The sequence below is a fragment of the Streptomyces sp. NPDC054796 genome (genome assembly GCF_053611545.1).
In genome coordinates, this window is sequence record NZ_JBSHAO010000060.1 from 36,763 (window position 1) to 52,158 (window position 15,396).

The 15,396-nt window shown below is 73.0% G+C and carries 12 protein-coding genes; 4 read left to right on the forward strand and 8 right to left on the reverse strand.

The genetic code is table 11. The features are described from left to right. Positions 1-131: 131 nt before the first annotated feature. Together ACWGJ2_RS33750 and ACWGJ2_RS33755 are read left to right on the forward strand one after the other, a co-directional pair. The gene (locus ACWGJ2_RS33750; protein ID WP_453350136.1) at positions 132-1,148 is read left to right on the forward strand and encodes an ATP-binding cassette domain-containing protein; all 1,017 of its coding nucleotides are present in this window, start codon (positions 132-134) and stop codon (positions 1,146-1,148) included. Further along, the gene (locus tag ACWGJ2_RS33755; protein ID WP_453350137.1) at positions 1,145-2,020 is read left to right on the forward strand and encodes an ABC transporter permease; all 876 of its coding nucleotides are present in this window, start codon (positions 1,145-1,147) and stop codon (positions 2,018-2,020) included. The genes ACWGJ2_RS33750 and ACWGJ2_RS33755 overlap by 4 nt, the downstream gene beginning before the upstream one ends. 72 nt (positions 2,021-2,092) lie before the next feature. Here ACWGJ2_RS33755 and ACWGJ2_RS33760 read toward each other — a convergent pair whose 3' ends face one another. Together ACWGJ2_RS33760 and ACWGJ2_RS33765 are read right to left on the reverse strand one after the other, a co-directional pair. Next, positions 2,093-6,610 carry a BTAD domain-containing putative transcriptional regulator gene (locus ACWGJ2_RS33760; protein WP_453350138.1) on the reverse strand — a complete coding sequence of 1,506 codons (4,518 nt, stop codon included), beginning with the start codon at positions 6,608-6,610 and terminating at the stop codon, positions 2,093-2,095. Between the two features lie 113 nt (positions 6,611-6,723). Further along, positions 6,724-7,122 carry an SseB family protein gene (locus ACWGJ2_RS33765; protein WP_453350139.1) on the reverse strand — a complete coding sequence of 133 codons (399 nt, stop codon included), beginning with the start codon at positions 7,120-7,122 and terminating at the stop codon, positions 6,724-6,726. Between the two features lie 230 nt (positions 7,123-7,352). On the opposite strand from ACWGJ2_RS33765, the gene ACWGJ2_RS33770 reads away from it, so the two are divergent. Further along, positions 7,353-8,156: a site-2 protease family protein gene (locus ACWGJ2_RS33770; protein ID WP_453350140.1), complete on the forward strand. Its 804-nt coding sequence runs from the start codon at positions 7,353-7,355 to the stop codon at positions 8,154-8,156. Here the strand turns inward: ACWGJ2_RS33770 and ACWGJ2_RS33775 are convergent. The 6 genes from ACWGJ2_RS33775 to ACWGJ2_RS33800 form a co-directional block, all read right to left on the reverse strand. Next, positions 8,140-8,364: a hypothetical protein gene (locus tag ACWGJ2_RS33775; RefSeq protein ID WP_453350141.1), complete on the reverse strand. Its 225-nt coding sequence runs from the start codon at positions 8,362-8,364 to the stop codon at positions 8,140-8,142. The genes ACWGJ2_RS33770 and ACWGJ2_RS33775 overlap by 17 nt on opposite strands. 195 nt (positions 8,365-8,559) lie before the next feature. After that, positions 8,560-9,267 (reverse strand): NADPH-dependent F420 reductase, encoded by a 708-nt coding sequence (gene npdG, locus ACWGJ2_RS33780; RefSeq protein WP_453350142.1) that lies wholly within the window; start codon positions 9,265-9,267, stop codon positions 8,560-8,562. Positions 9,268-9,358: 91 nt separating this feature from the next. After that, positions 9,359-10,204: a carbohydrate ABC transporter permease gene (locus tag ACWGJ2_RS33785; protein ID WP_453350151.1), complete on the reverse strand. Its 846-nt coding sequence runs from the start codon at positions 10,202-10,204 to the stop codon at positions 9,359-9,361. A gap of 14 nt (positions 10,205-10,218) precedes the next feature. Next, positions 10,219-11,178 carry a carbohydrate ABC transporter permease gene (locus tag ACWGJ2_RS33790; protein WP_453350152.1) on the reverse strand — a complete coding sequence of 320 codons (960 nt, stop codon included), beginning with the start codon at positions 11,176-11,178 and terminating at the stop codon, positions 10,219-10,221. A 128-nt stretch (positions 11,179-11,306) separates the two neighbouring features. Next, the gene (locus ACWGJ2_RS33795; protein ID WP_453350143.1) at positions 11,307-12,650 is read right to left on the reverse strand and encodes an ABC transporter substrate-binding protein; all 1,344 of its coding nucleotides are present in this window, start codon (positions 12,648-12,650) and stop codon (positions 11,307-11,309) included. Continuing rightward, positions 12,647-13,735 carry a sialidase family protein gene (locus ACWGJ2_RS33800; RefSeq protein WP_453350144.1) on the reverse strand — a complete coding sequence of 363 codons (1,089 nt, stop codon included), beginning with the start codon at positions 13,733-13,735 and terminating at the stop codon, positions 12,647-12,649. The genes ACWGJ2_RS33795 and ACWGJ2_RS33800 overlap by 4 nt, the downstream gene beginning before the upstream one ends. A gap of 240 nt (positions 13,736-13,975) precedes the next feature. Here ACWGJ2_RS33800 and ACWGJ2_RS33805 point away from each other — a divergent pair, with 240 nt between their 5' ends. Next, positions 13,976-14,590 (forward strand): hypothetical protein, encoded by a 615-nt coding sequence (locus ACWGJ2_RS33805; protein WP_453350145.1) that lies wholly within the window; start codon positions 13,976-13,978, stop codon positions 14,588-14,590. The last annotated feature ends 806 nt before the right edge of the window (positions 14,591-15,396 follow it).

The following is a 15,396-nucleotide window of genomic DNA, read 5'->3' on the forward strand; positions in this document are numbered from 1 at the left end:
GGCGGGCGCGGGCCCGAGCAGGGTTCCGCGGGCGGGGCGCGGCCGGGTGCCGCGTCCCGCTCCGTGCCGTGTCGGCGGGCTGTCGGCGGCGTATCGGCGGATTGTCGGTGGCTGCTGTCACTCTGGGCGACATGACGCGACAGAACACGAAAGCCGGCCGCGGCCCCCATGCCGTCGAGGTCCGCGGGCTGGTCAAGCACTTCGGGGAGACGAAGGCGGTCGACGGCATCGACCTGGACGTGCGCGAGGGCACCGTGATGGGGGTCCTCGGGCCGAACGGCGCGGGCAAGACCACCCTCGTGCGCATACTGTCCACGCTGCTGGCCCCGGACGCGGGCACGGCCACCGTGGCGGGGTTCGACGTGGTGCGCCAGCCCCGCGAGCTGCGCCGCACCATCGGCCTGACCGGTCAGTACGCCTCGGTGGACGAGAAGCTCTCCGGCCGGGAGAACCTCTACATGATCGGGCGGCTGCTCGATCTCTCCCGCGCGGACGCGCGCAAGCGGGCCGACGAGCTGCTGGAGCGGTTCTCGCTGACGGAGGCCGCCAAGCGCCCGGCGAGCAAGTACAGCGGCGGCATGCGCCGCAGGCTCGATCTCGCCGCTTCCATGATCGGGCGCCCGCGCGTGCTCTATCTGGACGAGCCGACGACGGGCCTGGACCCGCGCACCCGCAACGAGGTGTGGTCCGAGGTGAAGAACATCGTCGCCGAGGGCAACACGGTGCTGCTGACCACCCAGTACATGGAGGAGGCCGAGCAGCTCGCCGAGGAGCTGACCGTCATCGACCGCGGCAGGATCATCGCCGAGGGCCGGGTGCCGGAGCTGAAGGCCAAGGTCGGCGGGCGCACGCTCCGCATCCGCCCCGCCGAGCCCGGCGAACTGCACCGCATGGTCGGCGCGCTCGCGCAGGCGGGCATCGACGGCGTCGGCGGCGCGAGCATCGACCCGGACGAGGGGGACGTGAGCGTGCCCATCGTCAGCGACGAACAGCTCACCGCCGTCGTCGGCCTGCTGGGCGAACGCGGCTTCGCCATCGCCGACATCGCCACCCATCTGCCCAGCCTGGACGAGGTGTTCCTCGCCATCACCGGCCAGAAGGCCACCCACCTGGACAGCTCCGACACCCACGAGGAGGTCGCGGCGTGACCACCGCCACCGTTTCCGAAGCCCCCGCCACCACGACCGGCGGCGGCCCGGCGCAGGGCCCGCCTCGGCAGCGCGCGGCCGAGGGCCGCATCGGCCTGCGGGCCAATCTGCGGCACATCGGCGCCCTCGTGCGCCGCAACGCGCTCCAGATCAAGCAGGACCCCGAGTCGATGATGGACGCGCTGCTGATGCCCATCATCTTCACCCTGCTGTTCGTGTACGTCTTCGGCGGCGCCATCGGCGGCAGCGGGGGCGGCGCGGCCCGTGACCAGTACACCGCCTATCTGATCCCCGGCATGATGGGGATGATGGGCCTGAACATCGCGATGGCGGTGGGCACGGGCATCAACGAGGACTTCCGCAAGGGCGTCATGGACCGCTTCCGGGCCATGCCCATAGCCCGGTCCTCCGTGCTGATCGCCAAGGTGCTCGTCGAACTCGTCCGGATGCTCGTCGCCATGTGCGTGCTGCTGACGGTCGGCGTCGTGGTCGGTTTTGACATCAACGGGCACTGGCTGGGGCTGCTGGGCGCGATCGGCGTGGCCACGGCGTTCGGCTCCGCGCTGGTGTGGATCTTCATCCTGCTGGGGCTGACGATGCGCACGGCGCAGGCCGTGCAGGGCATGTCCATCCTGATCCTGATGCCCCTCCAGTTCGGCTCCTCGGTCTTCGTGCAGCCCGACACGATGCCGGGTTGGCTCCAGGCGTTCACCGAGGTCAGCCCGCTGACGCATGTGGCGGACGCGGCACGCGGCCTGATGCTGGGGCACGGCTCCGTGGCCTCCCCCGTGCTCTGGACGCTCGTGTGGTCGGTGGGTCTGACGGCCGTCACGGCGCCCGTGGCGATCATGAAGTTCCGCAAGAAGACCTGACGGGCCACCGCGGGCACAGCGGGGGCATGCGGGAGTGTGAGGGGGACAAGGGGGGTGAGGGGGCAGGGAGACTCAGGCGCGCGGGCCGGGCCGTCCCGCGCCCCTCTCCCGGGCCGCACGGCTCACCAGCGCTGTGGCCTCCTCGATGGAGAGACCACCGCCTCTCGCGTACGCGTGGACGTACGCCTCGTCGGCACCGGCACCGGCACCGGCCGCGTGCCCGTCCGCGCTCCGCGCCGCGAACACCGCACGCACCGCCGTCTCCGCGCTCCGTCGGCTCTCCACCTCGACCGGCTGCGGCTGATAGCCCTCGGGATGGACGCTGTGGGCGTCGTTGACCGCGAGGAGTGTGGCCGCGAGTTCCGGATCGCCCAGCTCCGCCAGCGCGTGGGCCGCGGTGACGACCTCATGGAGGAGAAAGTTCGGGGAGACGAGGTTGCCCAGCCTGGTGCTGACGCGGCCGATGGCCTCGTCGGCCTTGGACAGCGCGGGCGCGTACTCGCCGTCCAGCACGAACAGCCAGGCCAGCAGGCCCTGCGCGATGCCGCAGAACAGGTCGGGTGCCCTGTCGCGGAACTGCCCCTCCATCGCCGACACCAGCGCACGCGCCCGCGCCGTCTCGCCGGTCCTGCCGAGCCGGACGGCGTGCTGCACGGCCGCGAAGTTGGGGACCTCGCCGCCCGACGCCCGCTCCAGCTCATCGACGGCCCGCGCCAGCAGCTCGTCGCCCTCGGCCACGGCGTCGGGATCGCCCGTCTCCGTCAGCGCGCTGCCCAGCCTGGCCCGCAGCACGGGCATCTGGCTGAGCGCACCGAGCGCCTCGGCGTGCTCGATCGCGCGCCGGTAGTCCTCGGCCGCCGCGGCGAACTCGCCCCGCATGCAGTGCGATTCGGCGCGGCCCGCCAGCGCCTCCGCGGCGCCCCACGTGTCGCCGAGCCGCCGGAAGATCTCCAGGCTCTCCTCCGTGTCCCGCGCCGCCTGGAGCACGGCGCCGGGGTGTTCGCCGGTCAGCTTGGCGCGCAGTTGCAGCACGAAGGCCAGCTCCCAGTCGTACCCGTAGCGACGGCAGCCCTCGACCGTCGCGGCAAGCATCCCGTGGAAGCGGTCGGCCTCTCCGTCCAGCAACCAGGCGAAGATCCACATCATGCCCGGCAGCCGGCAGGTCTGCGGCTGGCCCGGCGTGTACGTCTCCCTGACGCGGCGGAAGTGCGCCTGCCACTCCGGGCTCTCCGACCAGATGACGCTCTCCTGCTTCTCGGAGAGCGCCATCAGGGCCACCCCGCGCCTGGCCTCCTGGAACAGCTCCTCGCGCATGGGCGGCGGCGCGTCGGTGCAGCGCTCCATGAGGGAGGGCGCCTTGGCGGTGACGGGCCCGCCGAAGGGGTCGGGGCCGAGCCCCATGACGGTCTCGGCCCATGTACGGGCCTCGACCCGGTGGTCCCGCACCTGCCAGAACCAGCTCATCGACAGCACCAGGCACAGCGCCTCGTGCTCGTCGCGCGCGGCGACGGCCCGCCGCAGCGCGGTACGGATGTTGTCGTGCTCGCGCTCCAGGCGCTCCAGGTGGCTGCCCTGGTCCGGGCCGTGCAGCAGGGGTTCGGCGGTACGGGCCAGCTCGCGGTACGCGACGAGGTGCCGCCGCTCCGCTGCCGCCCGTTCGCCGGGCACCTCGTCCAGCCGCTCCCCCGCGTACTCGGCGACGGTCTCCAGCAGCCGGTACCGCATCCGACCCGACGGCCCGCCCCCGTCCGACGGCACGGGGCTGGCCACGACGAGCGACTTGTCGACGAGGGAGCCGAGCAGCGCGGTGACGTCGCGGGGCGGGACGGGGGCGGGGACTCCCGTAGCGGGGTCGGGGCCGGGGTGCGCGAGGCCGGGGTGCGCGAGGCCGGGGTGCGCGGGGTCGGGGTCGCCGCAGACCTCCTCGGCCTGTTCCAGCTCGCAGCCGCCGGAGAAGACGGACAGCCGCCGCAGCACGGCCCGTTCGCCGTCCTCCAGCAGGCCCCAGGACCAGTCGACCACGGCGCGCAGGGTCTGCTGACGCGGCAGTACGGTGCGGCTTCCGCTGGTCAGCAGCCGGAAACGGTCGTCGAGCCGGTCCGCGAGCTGACGCGGGGTGAGCGAGCGCAGCCGGGCAGCGGCGAGTTCGATGGCGAGCGGCAGCCCGTCGAGACGGCGGCAGATCTCCGCGCACGCCTCGGGGTCGTCGGCGGTACGGAACCCGGGCCGCGCGGAAGCGCCCCGGTCGTCCAGCAGTTGGAGCGCGAAGGGATCGGGCAGCGGTTCCACGGTCCGCACGGACTCCCCCGGCACGCCCAGCGGCTCCCTGCTCGTGGCCAGCACCGTCACCCAGGGGCAGTCCGTGAGCAGGCGCTCGACGAGGGTGGCGGCGGCGTCGATGACGTGCTCGCAGTTGTCGAGGACGAGCAGCATGCGGCGGGCGGCGCAGCGCTCGGCGAGCTGCGCGAGCGGGTCGAGCGCGTGGGGGTCGGCGGCGGCGCGCAGCTCCTCGGCCGTCGAGCCGCGCAGGACGGTCTCCCGGCCGCCGAGCGCGGTGAGGACGGCCTCGGCGAGATATGCGGGGTCGCGTACGGGGGCGAGTTCGGCGACCCACACCCCGTCGGGCCACGGGCCGCCTTCCGGCGCGGCGGGTCCGGCTGGCTCGGTGCTGGAGGCCGCCGCCTCGGCCGCCTCCAGCGACAGCCGTGTCTTCCCGGCACCACCGGGCCCGGTCAGCGTCACCAGCCGCGCCCCGGCCAGATCGTCACGCAGCGCACGGATCTCGGCGTCCCTGCCGACGAACGAGGTCAGCCGGGCCCGCAGATTGCCCGGCCTGGCGGGCCCGAGGTGCCCGACACCATGCGCACCGGACCCGGCGAAGACACCGGGCACGGGCGCGAACGGGGCCCCGGACGCGGACCCAGCTCCGGGTACGGGCCCAGGCCCCGGACCGGCTCCAGGCGCGGGTGCGGGTCCGGTTCGCGGACCAGCCCCGGGCGCAGGCCCAGGCCCCGCTCCGGGCACGGAACCAGGCGGAGCCACCGGTCCGGGAGCAGCGGCAGGTCCAGTCCCGGTCACCGGCCCGGCCCCGGATGCGGGCCCAGCTTCAGACGCGGACACGGACGCGGCGCCAGCCCCGCTCCGGGAGCCGGACGCGGGCGTAGGCGCGGACTCAGCCCCGGTCCCAGGCTCAGGTGCGTGCGCGGACGCGGGCGCGGGCGCGGACTCAGCACCGGTCCCAGGCGCAGGTGCGGACTCAGCACCGGCCCCAGGTGCGGGCCCCGGCCCGGGCACCGGCCCGGTCTCGTGCCCGGCCCCAGGCGCAGGTGCGTGCGCGGGCGTAGGCGCAGACTCAACACCGGTCCCAGGCTCAGGTGCGTGCGCGGACGCGGGCGCGGATTCAGCACCGGCCCCAGGTGCGGGCCCCGACTCGGGCACCGGCCCGGTCTCGTGCCCGGCCCCAGGCTCAGGCGCCGTTCCGCTCGTCGGCGCGGTCCCGGGTACGGGCCCAGACCCGGGCGCGGACGCGGCACCGGCCCCAGGCGCAGGCGCGGACTCAGCACCGGCCCCAGGTGCGGGCCCCGACTCGGGCACCGGCCCGGTCTCGTGCCCGGCCCCAGGCGCAGGCGCCGTTCCGCTCGTCGGCGCGGTCCCGGGTACGGGCCCAGACCCGGGCGCGGACGCGGCACCGGGCGCGCTCCCGGTCCCAGGTGCGGGCGTCACCGGACCAGTTCCGGGCGCAGGCCCCGGCGAGGTCGCCGGTCCTGGTGCAGGCGCGGGCGCGGGCGCAGGTGCCGGGCCAGTCCCCGGAGAGGGGCCGGGCGTGCCGGTCGCTTTCGGGGGCTGCCGGCGTTCGCCGCCGCTCAGCAACTCCTCGTGCAGGGCCCGCAGTCCGGGGCCAGGGTCGGTGCCGAGGCGGTCGGCGAGAGTGGTGCGTACCTCCTCGTACGCCGCCAGCGCCTCCGCCGGGCGGCCCGCGTCGCGCAGGGCGCGCAGGAGCAGCGCCTGGAGGGGTTCGTCCAGCGGGTGGCCTGCGGCGAGCTGACGCAGCGTGGGCAGCGCGCTGTCCGTGTGGCCGAGGGCGAGCGCGGCCTCCAGCCGGGTGCGGCGCGCGGCGAGGTGCAGGGCCTCGGCGCGGACGCCCGCCGCGCCGCCCCCGTCGGGGAGGTCGGCGAGGGGCGGCCCGCTCCACAGGGCCAGCGCGTCGTCCAGCAGGGCCGCGCACTTCTCCGGGTCGCCGTCCTTGAGGGCGCGGGCGCCCTCGTCGGCGAGGTCCTCGAAGCGGAAGAGGTCGATGTCGTCGCGTGCGGCCACGAGCCGGTAGCCGCCGTCGCCCGAGGCGACGTGGTCCCGGCCGAGGGCGCGGCGCAGCCGCCCCACCAGGGCCTGGAGCGCGCCGATCTCGTCGGCGGGCGCGTCCTCCCCGTCGGACCACACCTCGGCGATGAGCGCGCTCACGCGTACCGTGCGTCCGCCTGCCAGCGCGAGCGCCGCCAGCAGCGCGCGCAGCCGCGCTCCGCCCAGGGGGACGGCCGTGCCGTCCTCGCGGAGCGCCCGCGTGGATCCCAGAACGCGATATCGGTAGCGCACTCGTTCATATTGCCAGGCGCGCGGGGAGGACAGCGGCGCGGTGTTCCGCGCACCGCCCCAGCGGTCCTCCGCACACCGCCCCACCCGCGCCTTCCACCACACGCCCCCGGCGGCTACGCCCCGTCGCCGTTCTCGTCGAGGTCGATGGCGACCTCGTCCGGGACGATGCCCTTCACCGGGGGGAACATCATGGAGCCCTCCTCGTCGGCGACGTCCACGGCCACTCCCGCCGGCACCCCCAGCTCCGGAACCATCACGTCCAGCAGCCGCGCGCCCAGTACGGCCGCGTACTCCCACTCCTCGTCGGGCGCCGCGCCCCGGGCCCGTGCGAACCGGGCCAGCGCGTCCTCGTCCGTGAAGGCGTAGATCCAGCGGATGCCGCCGTACTCGGCGGTCCACATCCCCGACTCGGCCAGCGGCACCAGCACCGCCGTGCGCCGGAACTCCCCGATCATCGCCTGTGGGTCGCCGACTCCCGCGCGTACCGCGGCGATCTGCTCAGTCAATTCCACCGAGTTCCCCCGACTTCGCTCCCGCACCTGCCACTGCCCCTGCCACGGCCGTCTGCGTGCCGTTCCTCTGCACCGTACCCAGAGCGGTCAGGAGCGTCCCACCCCACGGACAGCGCCGTAGCGAAAGTCGCGGGCCACCAGCGGGCGTGCGCGGGAAAGTACGGTTCCCCCTCGACCCGGCACCCGCACAACTCGCCCCCGCGCACCGGTCACCGGTACGGTCTGGGCTCATGACCAGCGCCTCCACCCATCCCGAACACCATCGCATCAGCCCGGTCTTCCTCGGGCTCGTCGTGCTCATGCTTGCCTCGGGGTGGGCCGTCTGGTCGGGCTGGGCCGACATCACGGGGCTCGCCGTCTTCCTCTTCGTCGTCTCCGGCTGGATCGTCTCGCTCTGTCTGCACGAGTACGCGCACGCCCACACGGCGCTGCGCGGCGGCGACACCTCCGTCGGCGCGAAGGGCTATCTGACGCTCAACCCGCTCAAGTACACGCACGCGCTGCTCAGCATCGTGCTGCCCGTCATCTTCGTGATCATGGGCGGCATCGGGCTGCCCGGCGGCGCCGTCTACATCGAGCGGGGCCGCATCAAGGGCCGCTGGAAGCACAGCCTGATCTCGGCCGCCGGGCCACTGACGAACGCGCTCCTGGCCGCGCTGCTGACGGCGCCGTTCTGGCTGGACGCGATGGCGGACGTGCCGTACGCCTTCCGCTACGCGCTCGCGTTCCTCGCGATGCTCCAGGTGACGGCGGCCATCCTGAACTTCATCCCGGTTCCGGGCCTGGACGGCTACGGCGTCATCGAACCCTGGATCTCACCGAACCTGCGCCGCCAGGCCGAGCCCTTCGCGCCCTTCGGGCTGCTGATCGTCTTCGGCTGCCTGTGGATCCCGGCGGTCAACGGGGTCTTCTGGGACGGGATAGGAGAGGTCATGGGCTGGCTGGGCGTCTCCGACCTCGACGTCAGCTACGGCTACGAGTTCTTCCGCTTCTGGCAGGGCGAGCCGCAGATCACGGTCACTCCCCCGCTGTAGCCGGGGGCCCGGCGGGGGCGGCCCGGCGGGCGCGGCGCGCGTAGTACCAGGCCATGTTCGACGTCAGCCCCGTCAGCAGCACCCACACGATCCCCAGCACCAGGCTGCCCTTCGTGAAGGAGACGACGGCCGCGGCCACGGCGAGGACGCAGACGACGACGGCGCAGAGGGCGAAGCCCCGGGAGGAGCGGGGGGTCAGGGCTGGCATGGGGGTGATCTCCAGAGGGTCCGGCGTGTGCGGTACGGCCCGCCCATTGTCCCCCATGCCAGGACACGTCCCTCGGCCCCCATGCCCGGACACGTCCCTCGGCCCCCATGCCCGGACACGTCCCTCGGCCGCCGTCCCCGAAGCGTCCCCGGGCGACGGGGTGCCGGTGCGCCCCCGGGCCGGGTGCCGACGGGTCTAGATGTCGGTGAGGCGGACGCCCGCGTGCGCCTTGTAGCGGCGGTTCACGGAGATCAGGTTGGCGACGAGGGACTCCACCTGGTGCGCGTTGCGCAGGCGCCCCGCGAAGACGCCCCGCATGCCGGGGATGCGGCCCGCGAGGGCCTGGACGGTCTCGCAGTCGGCCCGTACTTCGCCGAGCACCATCACATCGGTCTCGATCTCCTCGACCTCCGGGTCGGAGAGGAGGACGGCGGAGAGGTGGTGGAAGGCGGCCGTCACGCGCGAGTCGGGCAGCAGGGCCGCGGCCTGCTCCGCCGCGCTGCCCTCCTCCGGCTTGAGCGCGTAGGCGCCCTTCTTGTCGAAGCCGAGCGGGTTGACGCAATCCACGACGAGCTTGCCGCTCAGCTCCTCGCGGAGGGACTCCAGGGTCTTGGCGTGCCCGTCCCACGGGACGGCGACGATGACCACGTCGGAGCGGCGCGCGCACTCGGCGTTCTCCGCGCCCTCGACGCCGTGCCCCAGTTCGTCGGCCGCCTGCTGGGCGCGCTCGGCCGCGCGGGAGCCGATGATCACCTTCTGGCCCGCCCTGGCCAGCCGGTAGGCGAGGCCCCGGCCCTGGTCACCGGTGCCACCGAGGACTCCGACGATGAGCCCGGACACGTCGGGAAGGTCCCAGGGGTCCTTCTTGGGGGCAGGCGCTGCGGGGGATGAGGGAGAAGTCATACGGCGATCCTGCCACCCTGGCCCGCGCCCCGTCCTGACGGCATGCAGTGAAGGTGATCACGTGCCCGCGCACCCCGACGGGGTCACACGGTCACGCCTTGACGCTCCCCTCCGTGAGCCCGGTGCGCCAGTACCGCTGGAGCGCGCCGATCAGGAGCATCAGCGGGACGACGGAGAGGAAGGCGCCGCCCACCGTGTACTGGTACAGCTCGGGCTGCCTGTCCGCGTAGCCCTGCCAGCCCGTCAGGCCGAGCTGGATGGGGTAGAGGCTGGAGTCGGAGAGCATGACCAGCGGCAGGAAGAAGCTGTTCCAGATGTGCACGAACTGGAAGAGGAAGACCGTCACCAGCGCCGGGCTCATCATCCGCAGGGCCAGCACCCGGAAGATGCGCCCCTCGCCCGCGCCGTCGATGCGCGCCGCCTCCAGTAGCGAGTCGGGCACGGCGGCCGTCGCGTAGATCCGGCACAGGTACACCCCGAACGGGCTCACCATGCTGGGCACGAGCACGGACCAGTACGTGTTGACGAGGCCCAGCTCACTGAAGAGCAGATACAGGGGCAGGGCCAGCACGGTGTGCGGGAGCAGCACGCCCGCCAGGACGATGTTGAAGACGGTCTCCCTGCCCCGGAAGGCGAACTTGGCGAGCGCGTATCCGGCCGCAGCCGACAGCAGCGTGGCGGCCACCGCGCCGCCGCCCGCGTACAGCAGGCTGTTCAGGGTCCAGCGCAGGAAGATGCCGTCGTCGTACGAGAGCATCTCGCCGAGCCGCTGGAAGGGGCGGGGGTCGGAGAACCAGAAGCCGAAGGTGCCGAAGAGGTCGCCGGTGCTCTTGGTGGCCGAGACCACGAGCCAGTAGACGGGGAGCAGGAAGTAGAGCGCGGCCACCGTCAGCAGGGACAGGGTGATGATGCGGTAGCGCGCCGGGACGCGGTCCACGGGCCGGACGCCGCTCACGCGCCGCTCCCCCCACTGCCCCGTCGGCCGTCCCCTCGGCGGCCGACGAGCCGCAGGAAGCCGAAGGACAGGACGCAGGCGACGAGCGCGATCAGCACCGCCTCGGCGGCGGCCACGTGCTGGTCGTTGCTCTTGAACGCCTCGTGGTAGGCGTGCAGGTTCGGGGTGTAGCCCGAGTCGATGACCGAGGCCAGGGGTTTCAGGACCATGGGTTCGGCGAAGAGCTGGACGGTCCCGATGATGCTGAAGACGGTGGTGAGGACGAGCGCGGGACGGATGAGGGCGAGCTTGATGTGCCGGGCGATCTGCCAGGACCCGGCGCCGTCGATGCGCGCCGCCTCGTACAGCTCCTGCGGTACGGCCTTGAGCTGGGCGATCAGGACCAGCATGTTGTAGCCGGTGAACTGCCAGGTGACGATGTTGGCGATCGACCACAGCACCGTGCCCCGGGAGAGGAAGTTGACGTCCCAGCCCACCGCCTGCGCCATCTCCACCAGAGGGCTGATCCCGGGCACGTAGAGGAAGCCCCAGAGGATGGAGGCGATCACTCCGGGGACCCCGTACGGCAGGAAGTACGCCGTGCGGAAGAAGCCGACCCAGCGCGCCGAGGCGGCCTCCAGGAGCAGCGCGAGGGCCGTGGCGAGCAGGATCATCAGCGGGATCTGCACGGCGGCGAAGAGCAGCACGCGCCCGAAGCCCGCGAGGAAGCGGCCGTCCTGGAGCGCGTGGGTGTAGTTGGACAGCCCGGCGAAGGCGGTGGTGGTGCCGCCGAGTCCGAGGGGTCCGCTGCGCTCGGGCCGCAGCAGGCTCTGGTAGAGCGCGTAGCCGATGGGCGCGACGAAGGTGAGCAGGAAGAGGGCCGCGAAGGGCAGCAGGAACCCGGCCGCGGCGCGCGCGTTGCGCGCGCCGTGCCGACGCGCGCCGTTCACGGCCAGCAGCCCTGGCCCGGGGCGCACGTCGGGCCCCGCGCCGCCGGGCCCGGGCTCGGGCTCAAGTCCGGAACCGCCGCCGGAACCGGGAGTGCCGAGCGGGCCGCCGGGCGGTCCAGGACTGCCCAGCGGGCCCGCGCCCGTCGTGCCTTCGCTCACCCGGCCTTCACCTTCAGCCCCTTGCCCTTGAGGTCGTCGAGGGTCTGCCGCTGCACGGTCTTCAGCACCTCGCGGAAGGAGATGGACGTGTCCGAGAGCGCGTCGGTGAAGGCGTCGCCGAGGCGCTGGTAGAGGGTGTCCATCAGCGGCCCCCACTGCCAGCTCGTGTCCACGGCCTTGTCGGCCTTCTCGAAGACCTCGCTGTACCGCTGGCCGCCGAAGAAGTCCTTCTCCACGTCCAGGTCGGAGGGCGCCCAGCCCTCCGCCGCCGCGGGCCAGCCCGCGCCGCCCGCGATGAGGGCCTCGATCGCCTCGGGATCGGAGTTGAGCCAGACCGCGAAGTCCATCGCGTCCTCGGGGTACTTGGTCTTCGCGAAGACGGCCGTCGTGGAGCCGCCCCAGTTGGCCTGCGCGTTGTCGCCCTTCTTCCACTGCGGGAGCGGGACGACCCGCCACTTGCCCTTGGTCTTGGGCGCGTTGCCGACGAGCAGCGCGTCGCCCCAGCTCGCGCCGATCCAGGCGACGATCTTCCCGGTCTGCACGTTCTTGTACCAGGCGTTCTGCCGGTCCGGGTCCGTGGTGATCAGCTTCTCGCGGACCAGGTTCTCCCAGTAGTCGGCGATCTTTCGGGTGGGCCCGTCGTCGATGCTGACGGTCCACTCCTCGCCCTCGACGGAGAACCACCTGGCCCCCGCCTGCCAGGCGTAGCCCGCGAAGCGGTTGCCGTTGGGCGGCGAGAAGGTCTCGATGTAGGCGCCCTTGTCGCGGATCGCGCGGGCCGCCTCCTCGTACTCGTCCCAGGTCGTGGGGACGTCGATGCCCCACTCGTCGAAGAGGTCCTGGCGCACGAACAGGCCCATGGGCCCGGACGCCTGCGGGATCGCGAAGACGGAGTCACCGAAGACGGACTGCTTCCACTGCCACCCCGTGAACTTCTTGCGGACGTCCTCGGCGCCGTGCTCGGACAGGTCCAGCAGCCCGTTGTCGAGGAGGAAGCTGGGCACGGCGGGGAACTCGATCTGGCCGAGGTCCGGCGGGTTGCCCGCCTTCACCGCCGCGTGCATCTTCGCGTACTGCGCGCCGTCGACGGCCGACACCTTCTCCACGTCGACCTGGACCTCGGGGTGCTGCTTGTTCCACATCCCGACGGGCTTCTCGATGCCCGGCACCCAGGACCAGAAGGTGAGGGTGATCTTCTCGCCCTTCTTGCGGCCCTTGGGCTCGTCCCCGTCGTCGTCCGAGCCGCACCCGGCGACCGCGAACGCCGCCGCGGCACCGGCCCCGGCGAGCACCGCCCGCCTGCCGGGCGACTGCCGTCCTTGCGCAGGCGTACCGCTCATACCAGCTCCTCCACGGGAACGCGCCGGAAAGTGATGGTGGAGTAGGGACTGGAGTCCCCCGTCTCGTACAGCAGGCCCACCGTCGTCCCGTCGACGCGGACCAGGTCGGAGTAGGCGGCGGGCCGCTCGTCCACGACGTGCGCCGCCACCCATGTGACGCCGCCGTCCGGGCTTCTCCGCACGACCATGCGCTCGCGCCGCTCCGCGTGGGAGGGACCGGAGAACAGCAGCACGTCCGGATCGCGGAGCTGGAGCACGCTGCCCTCGCACACCGGCACCGTCAGGCCCGTCTCGGGCTGGAAGGGCTCGGTCAGGGTCTCGCCGCCGTCGGCCGAGTAGGCGTCGGCGCGGTTGCCGGGGGCCGTGGCCTCGGTGCGGGTATTGAGGTAGATCCGGCCGTCGGGGAGTTCGGCGCCCGTCGTCTCGTTGACGTTCACATAGCCGTCGGGGTTGTCGTCGACGTAGCCGATCCGCCAGGTCTGGCCACCGTCGTCGCTGAGCAGGTCGTGACCGCCGTTGTACTTGCCCTCGGTGCCGTCGTCGCCGCCCGTCGGCGGGATCGAGTGGTTCGCCGGGACGACGAGCCGCCCGGCGTGCGCGGCACCCGTCAGCTCCATGGCATGGCCCGGCGTCGTCGCGTACCAGCGCCACTCCGGGCGCTTCGCCGTCTCGGTGATCTCCCGCGACCGGGTCCAGGTGGCCCCGCTGTCACCGCTCTCGCACACCCACACCCGGCGCCCGTCGGCCGCCGCGACCCGGCCGCGCCGGATGAGGCTCTCGGTGGCCGAGGCGGCGTTGGTGACGTAGACGAGGACGAGGGTGCCGTTCTGGCGAACGATGGGCGACGGGTTGCCCGCCGTACCGCTGCCGTGCACCGCTACCACCTGCAACGGGCCCCAGTTCAGGCCGCCGTCGGTGGAGCGGCGCTGCACGATGTCGATGTTGCCGGTGTCGGACGTCGAGTTGACCCGTCCCTCCGCGTACGCGAGGAGCGACCCGTCGGGAGCCTTCACACAGGCGGGGATCCGGAAACTCGCATACCCGTCGTTTCCCGCCCGGAACGGAACAGAGGTCTCGTACGGCATGGAGCGGCTCCCCAACTCCCAGAGGTAGGACGTCCCTTGTCCTGTCGCGACAGTAGGCACGCCCCAACTGGCCGTCAAGGAAGCGGACATGAACGATCACGGCCCGGCTCATCCGCCACGGGGAGCGCTCGGGCACGGCGCGCACCACGCCCCCCGGGCACGCCGGACGCCCCACTCGTTCCGGGCCCGATCGACGGAAACCGCCCGTCCGGGTGGTGACGTACGGCATCATGCCGGGCCATGGATGCCGTGAGGGTCGCGCTGCTGCGCGAAGTGCTCGCCGGAACGGAGTGGTTGCAGTCCACCCGACGGTTCGCCGGGACGCTGCGGTCGTCCGTGACGCCACGGGGCGGCGGGCTGCTGCTGGTGGGTACGGAGTCCTACGAGCCGTGGCACCTGGCGGCGCACCTCGACGACGAGGCCGCGTGGTCGGGGACGCCCGAGCTGTCGCCGACGCTGGTGCGGTACCGGGTGCCGCATTCGGCGCCCGCGCATCTGTCGGTCGGGCTGGGGCGGATCGAGGCCGCGGGGCGTGCGGAGACGCTGCTCGTCGTGACGCCCGAGGAGCCCGGTGAGGGGCTTCTCGAACGTGTTCAGGACGCGCGGCGCGCGGGGGCGACGGTGTTGGCGCTCGACGAGGACGCGGCGGATTCGGCGTCCGGGGAGCTGAGGGGGATCGCGCACGATGTGCTCACCGCCGACGCCGCGGAGGTCGACCTCGACACCGTGCAGCACCTGGTGTCCGCGGCGGCCGGTGAGAACAGCCTCCCCGTCGCGGGCCCGCGCAAAGGTTTCCGCGACCGCCTCTCCCGCCTCGCCGACCAACTGACGTCCCCGCCCCCGCCCCGCTGGTAGGGGGCGAAACGGGGGGTGGCCTGTAGACGGGGGTGTTGCGCGGGACGGTTTGCCGGTGTGGTGGGTGCCGCAGGGTCCCGCGCTGATTTTTGTGCCGCCGCACGTGGTGGGGGGCGCTGTGTGGGGCGGTTCACCGTTTCCGGGTGCCTGGCCGGTGGCTTCGGCGCGGCGTGTGGTGCGGTGCTTTGCGGCTGGCGCCGCGTGATTCCGGGTTTCCGTTGGGGTTGTGGGCGCGTGGGTGCGGGGTGTCCGGTGCCGCGCCGGGGTGTCTCCTCGGCGTGAATCTTTCGTTTTCGGCTTTCCGCCGTCGTTCGTCTCGACCTGCGGGGACACCCCACCGCGTCCCCGTCCCGCCGGTGGCCCACCTCCACTCCGGGTCCGCCGGGGCCGGTTCCATGGCGTGCTGCGGCACGCTCTCAGCGCGGGACCTCCGGTCCCCACTCCACGGGCCCACCGTCCCGCGCAACACCCCCTTCGCAGGGCGCCTACCCGAGTGCCCCCTTGGGGGGTCGTCCGCGTGCAGCGACCCGGTGGCGCGGGTTGTGCCCCTCCCGCGAGGCGCACAGTGGTGGTGTATCGGTGCCGGCACGGCACCGATACACAGCATGGGAACAACCGAAGTGGTCACCGGCGTGCGGTTGGCCACCGGGTGGGAGGTGGTGCGGTGGGGTGTCCCCGCAGGTCGAGAAAGTCACCGGCGGAAAGCCGACAACGAGACCTTCACGCCGAGGAGACACCCCACCGCGGCGCCGACCCCCACCACACAGCAACCCCACACGGCCACCGGCACAAGCCAAGAACCACGC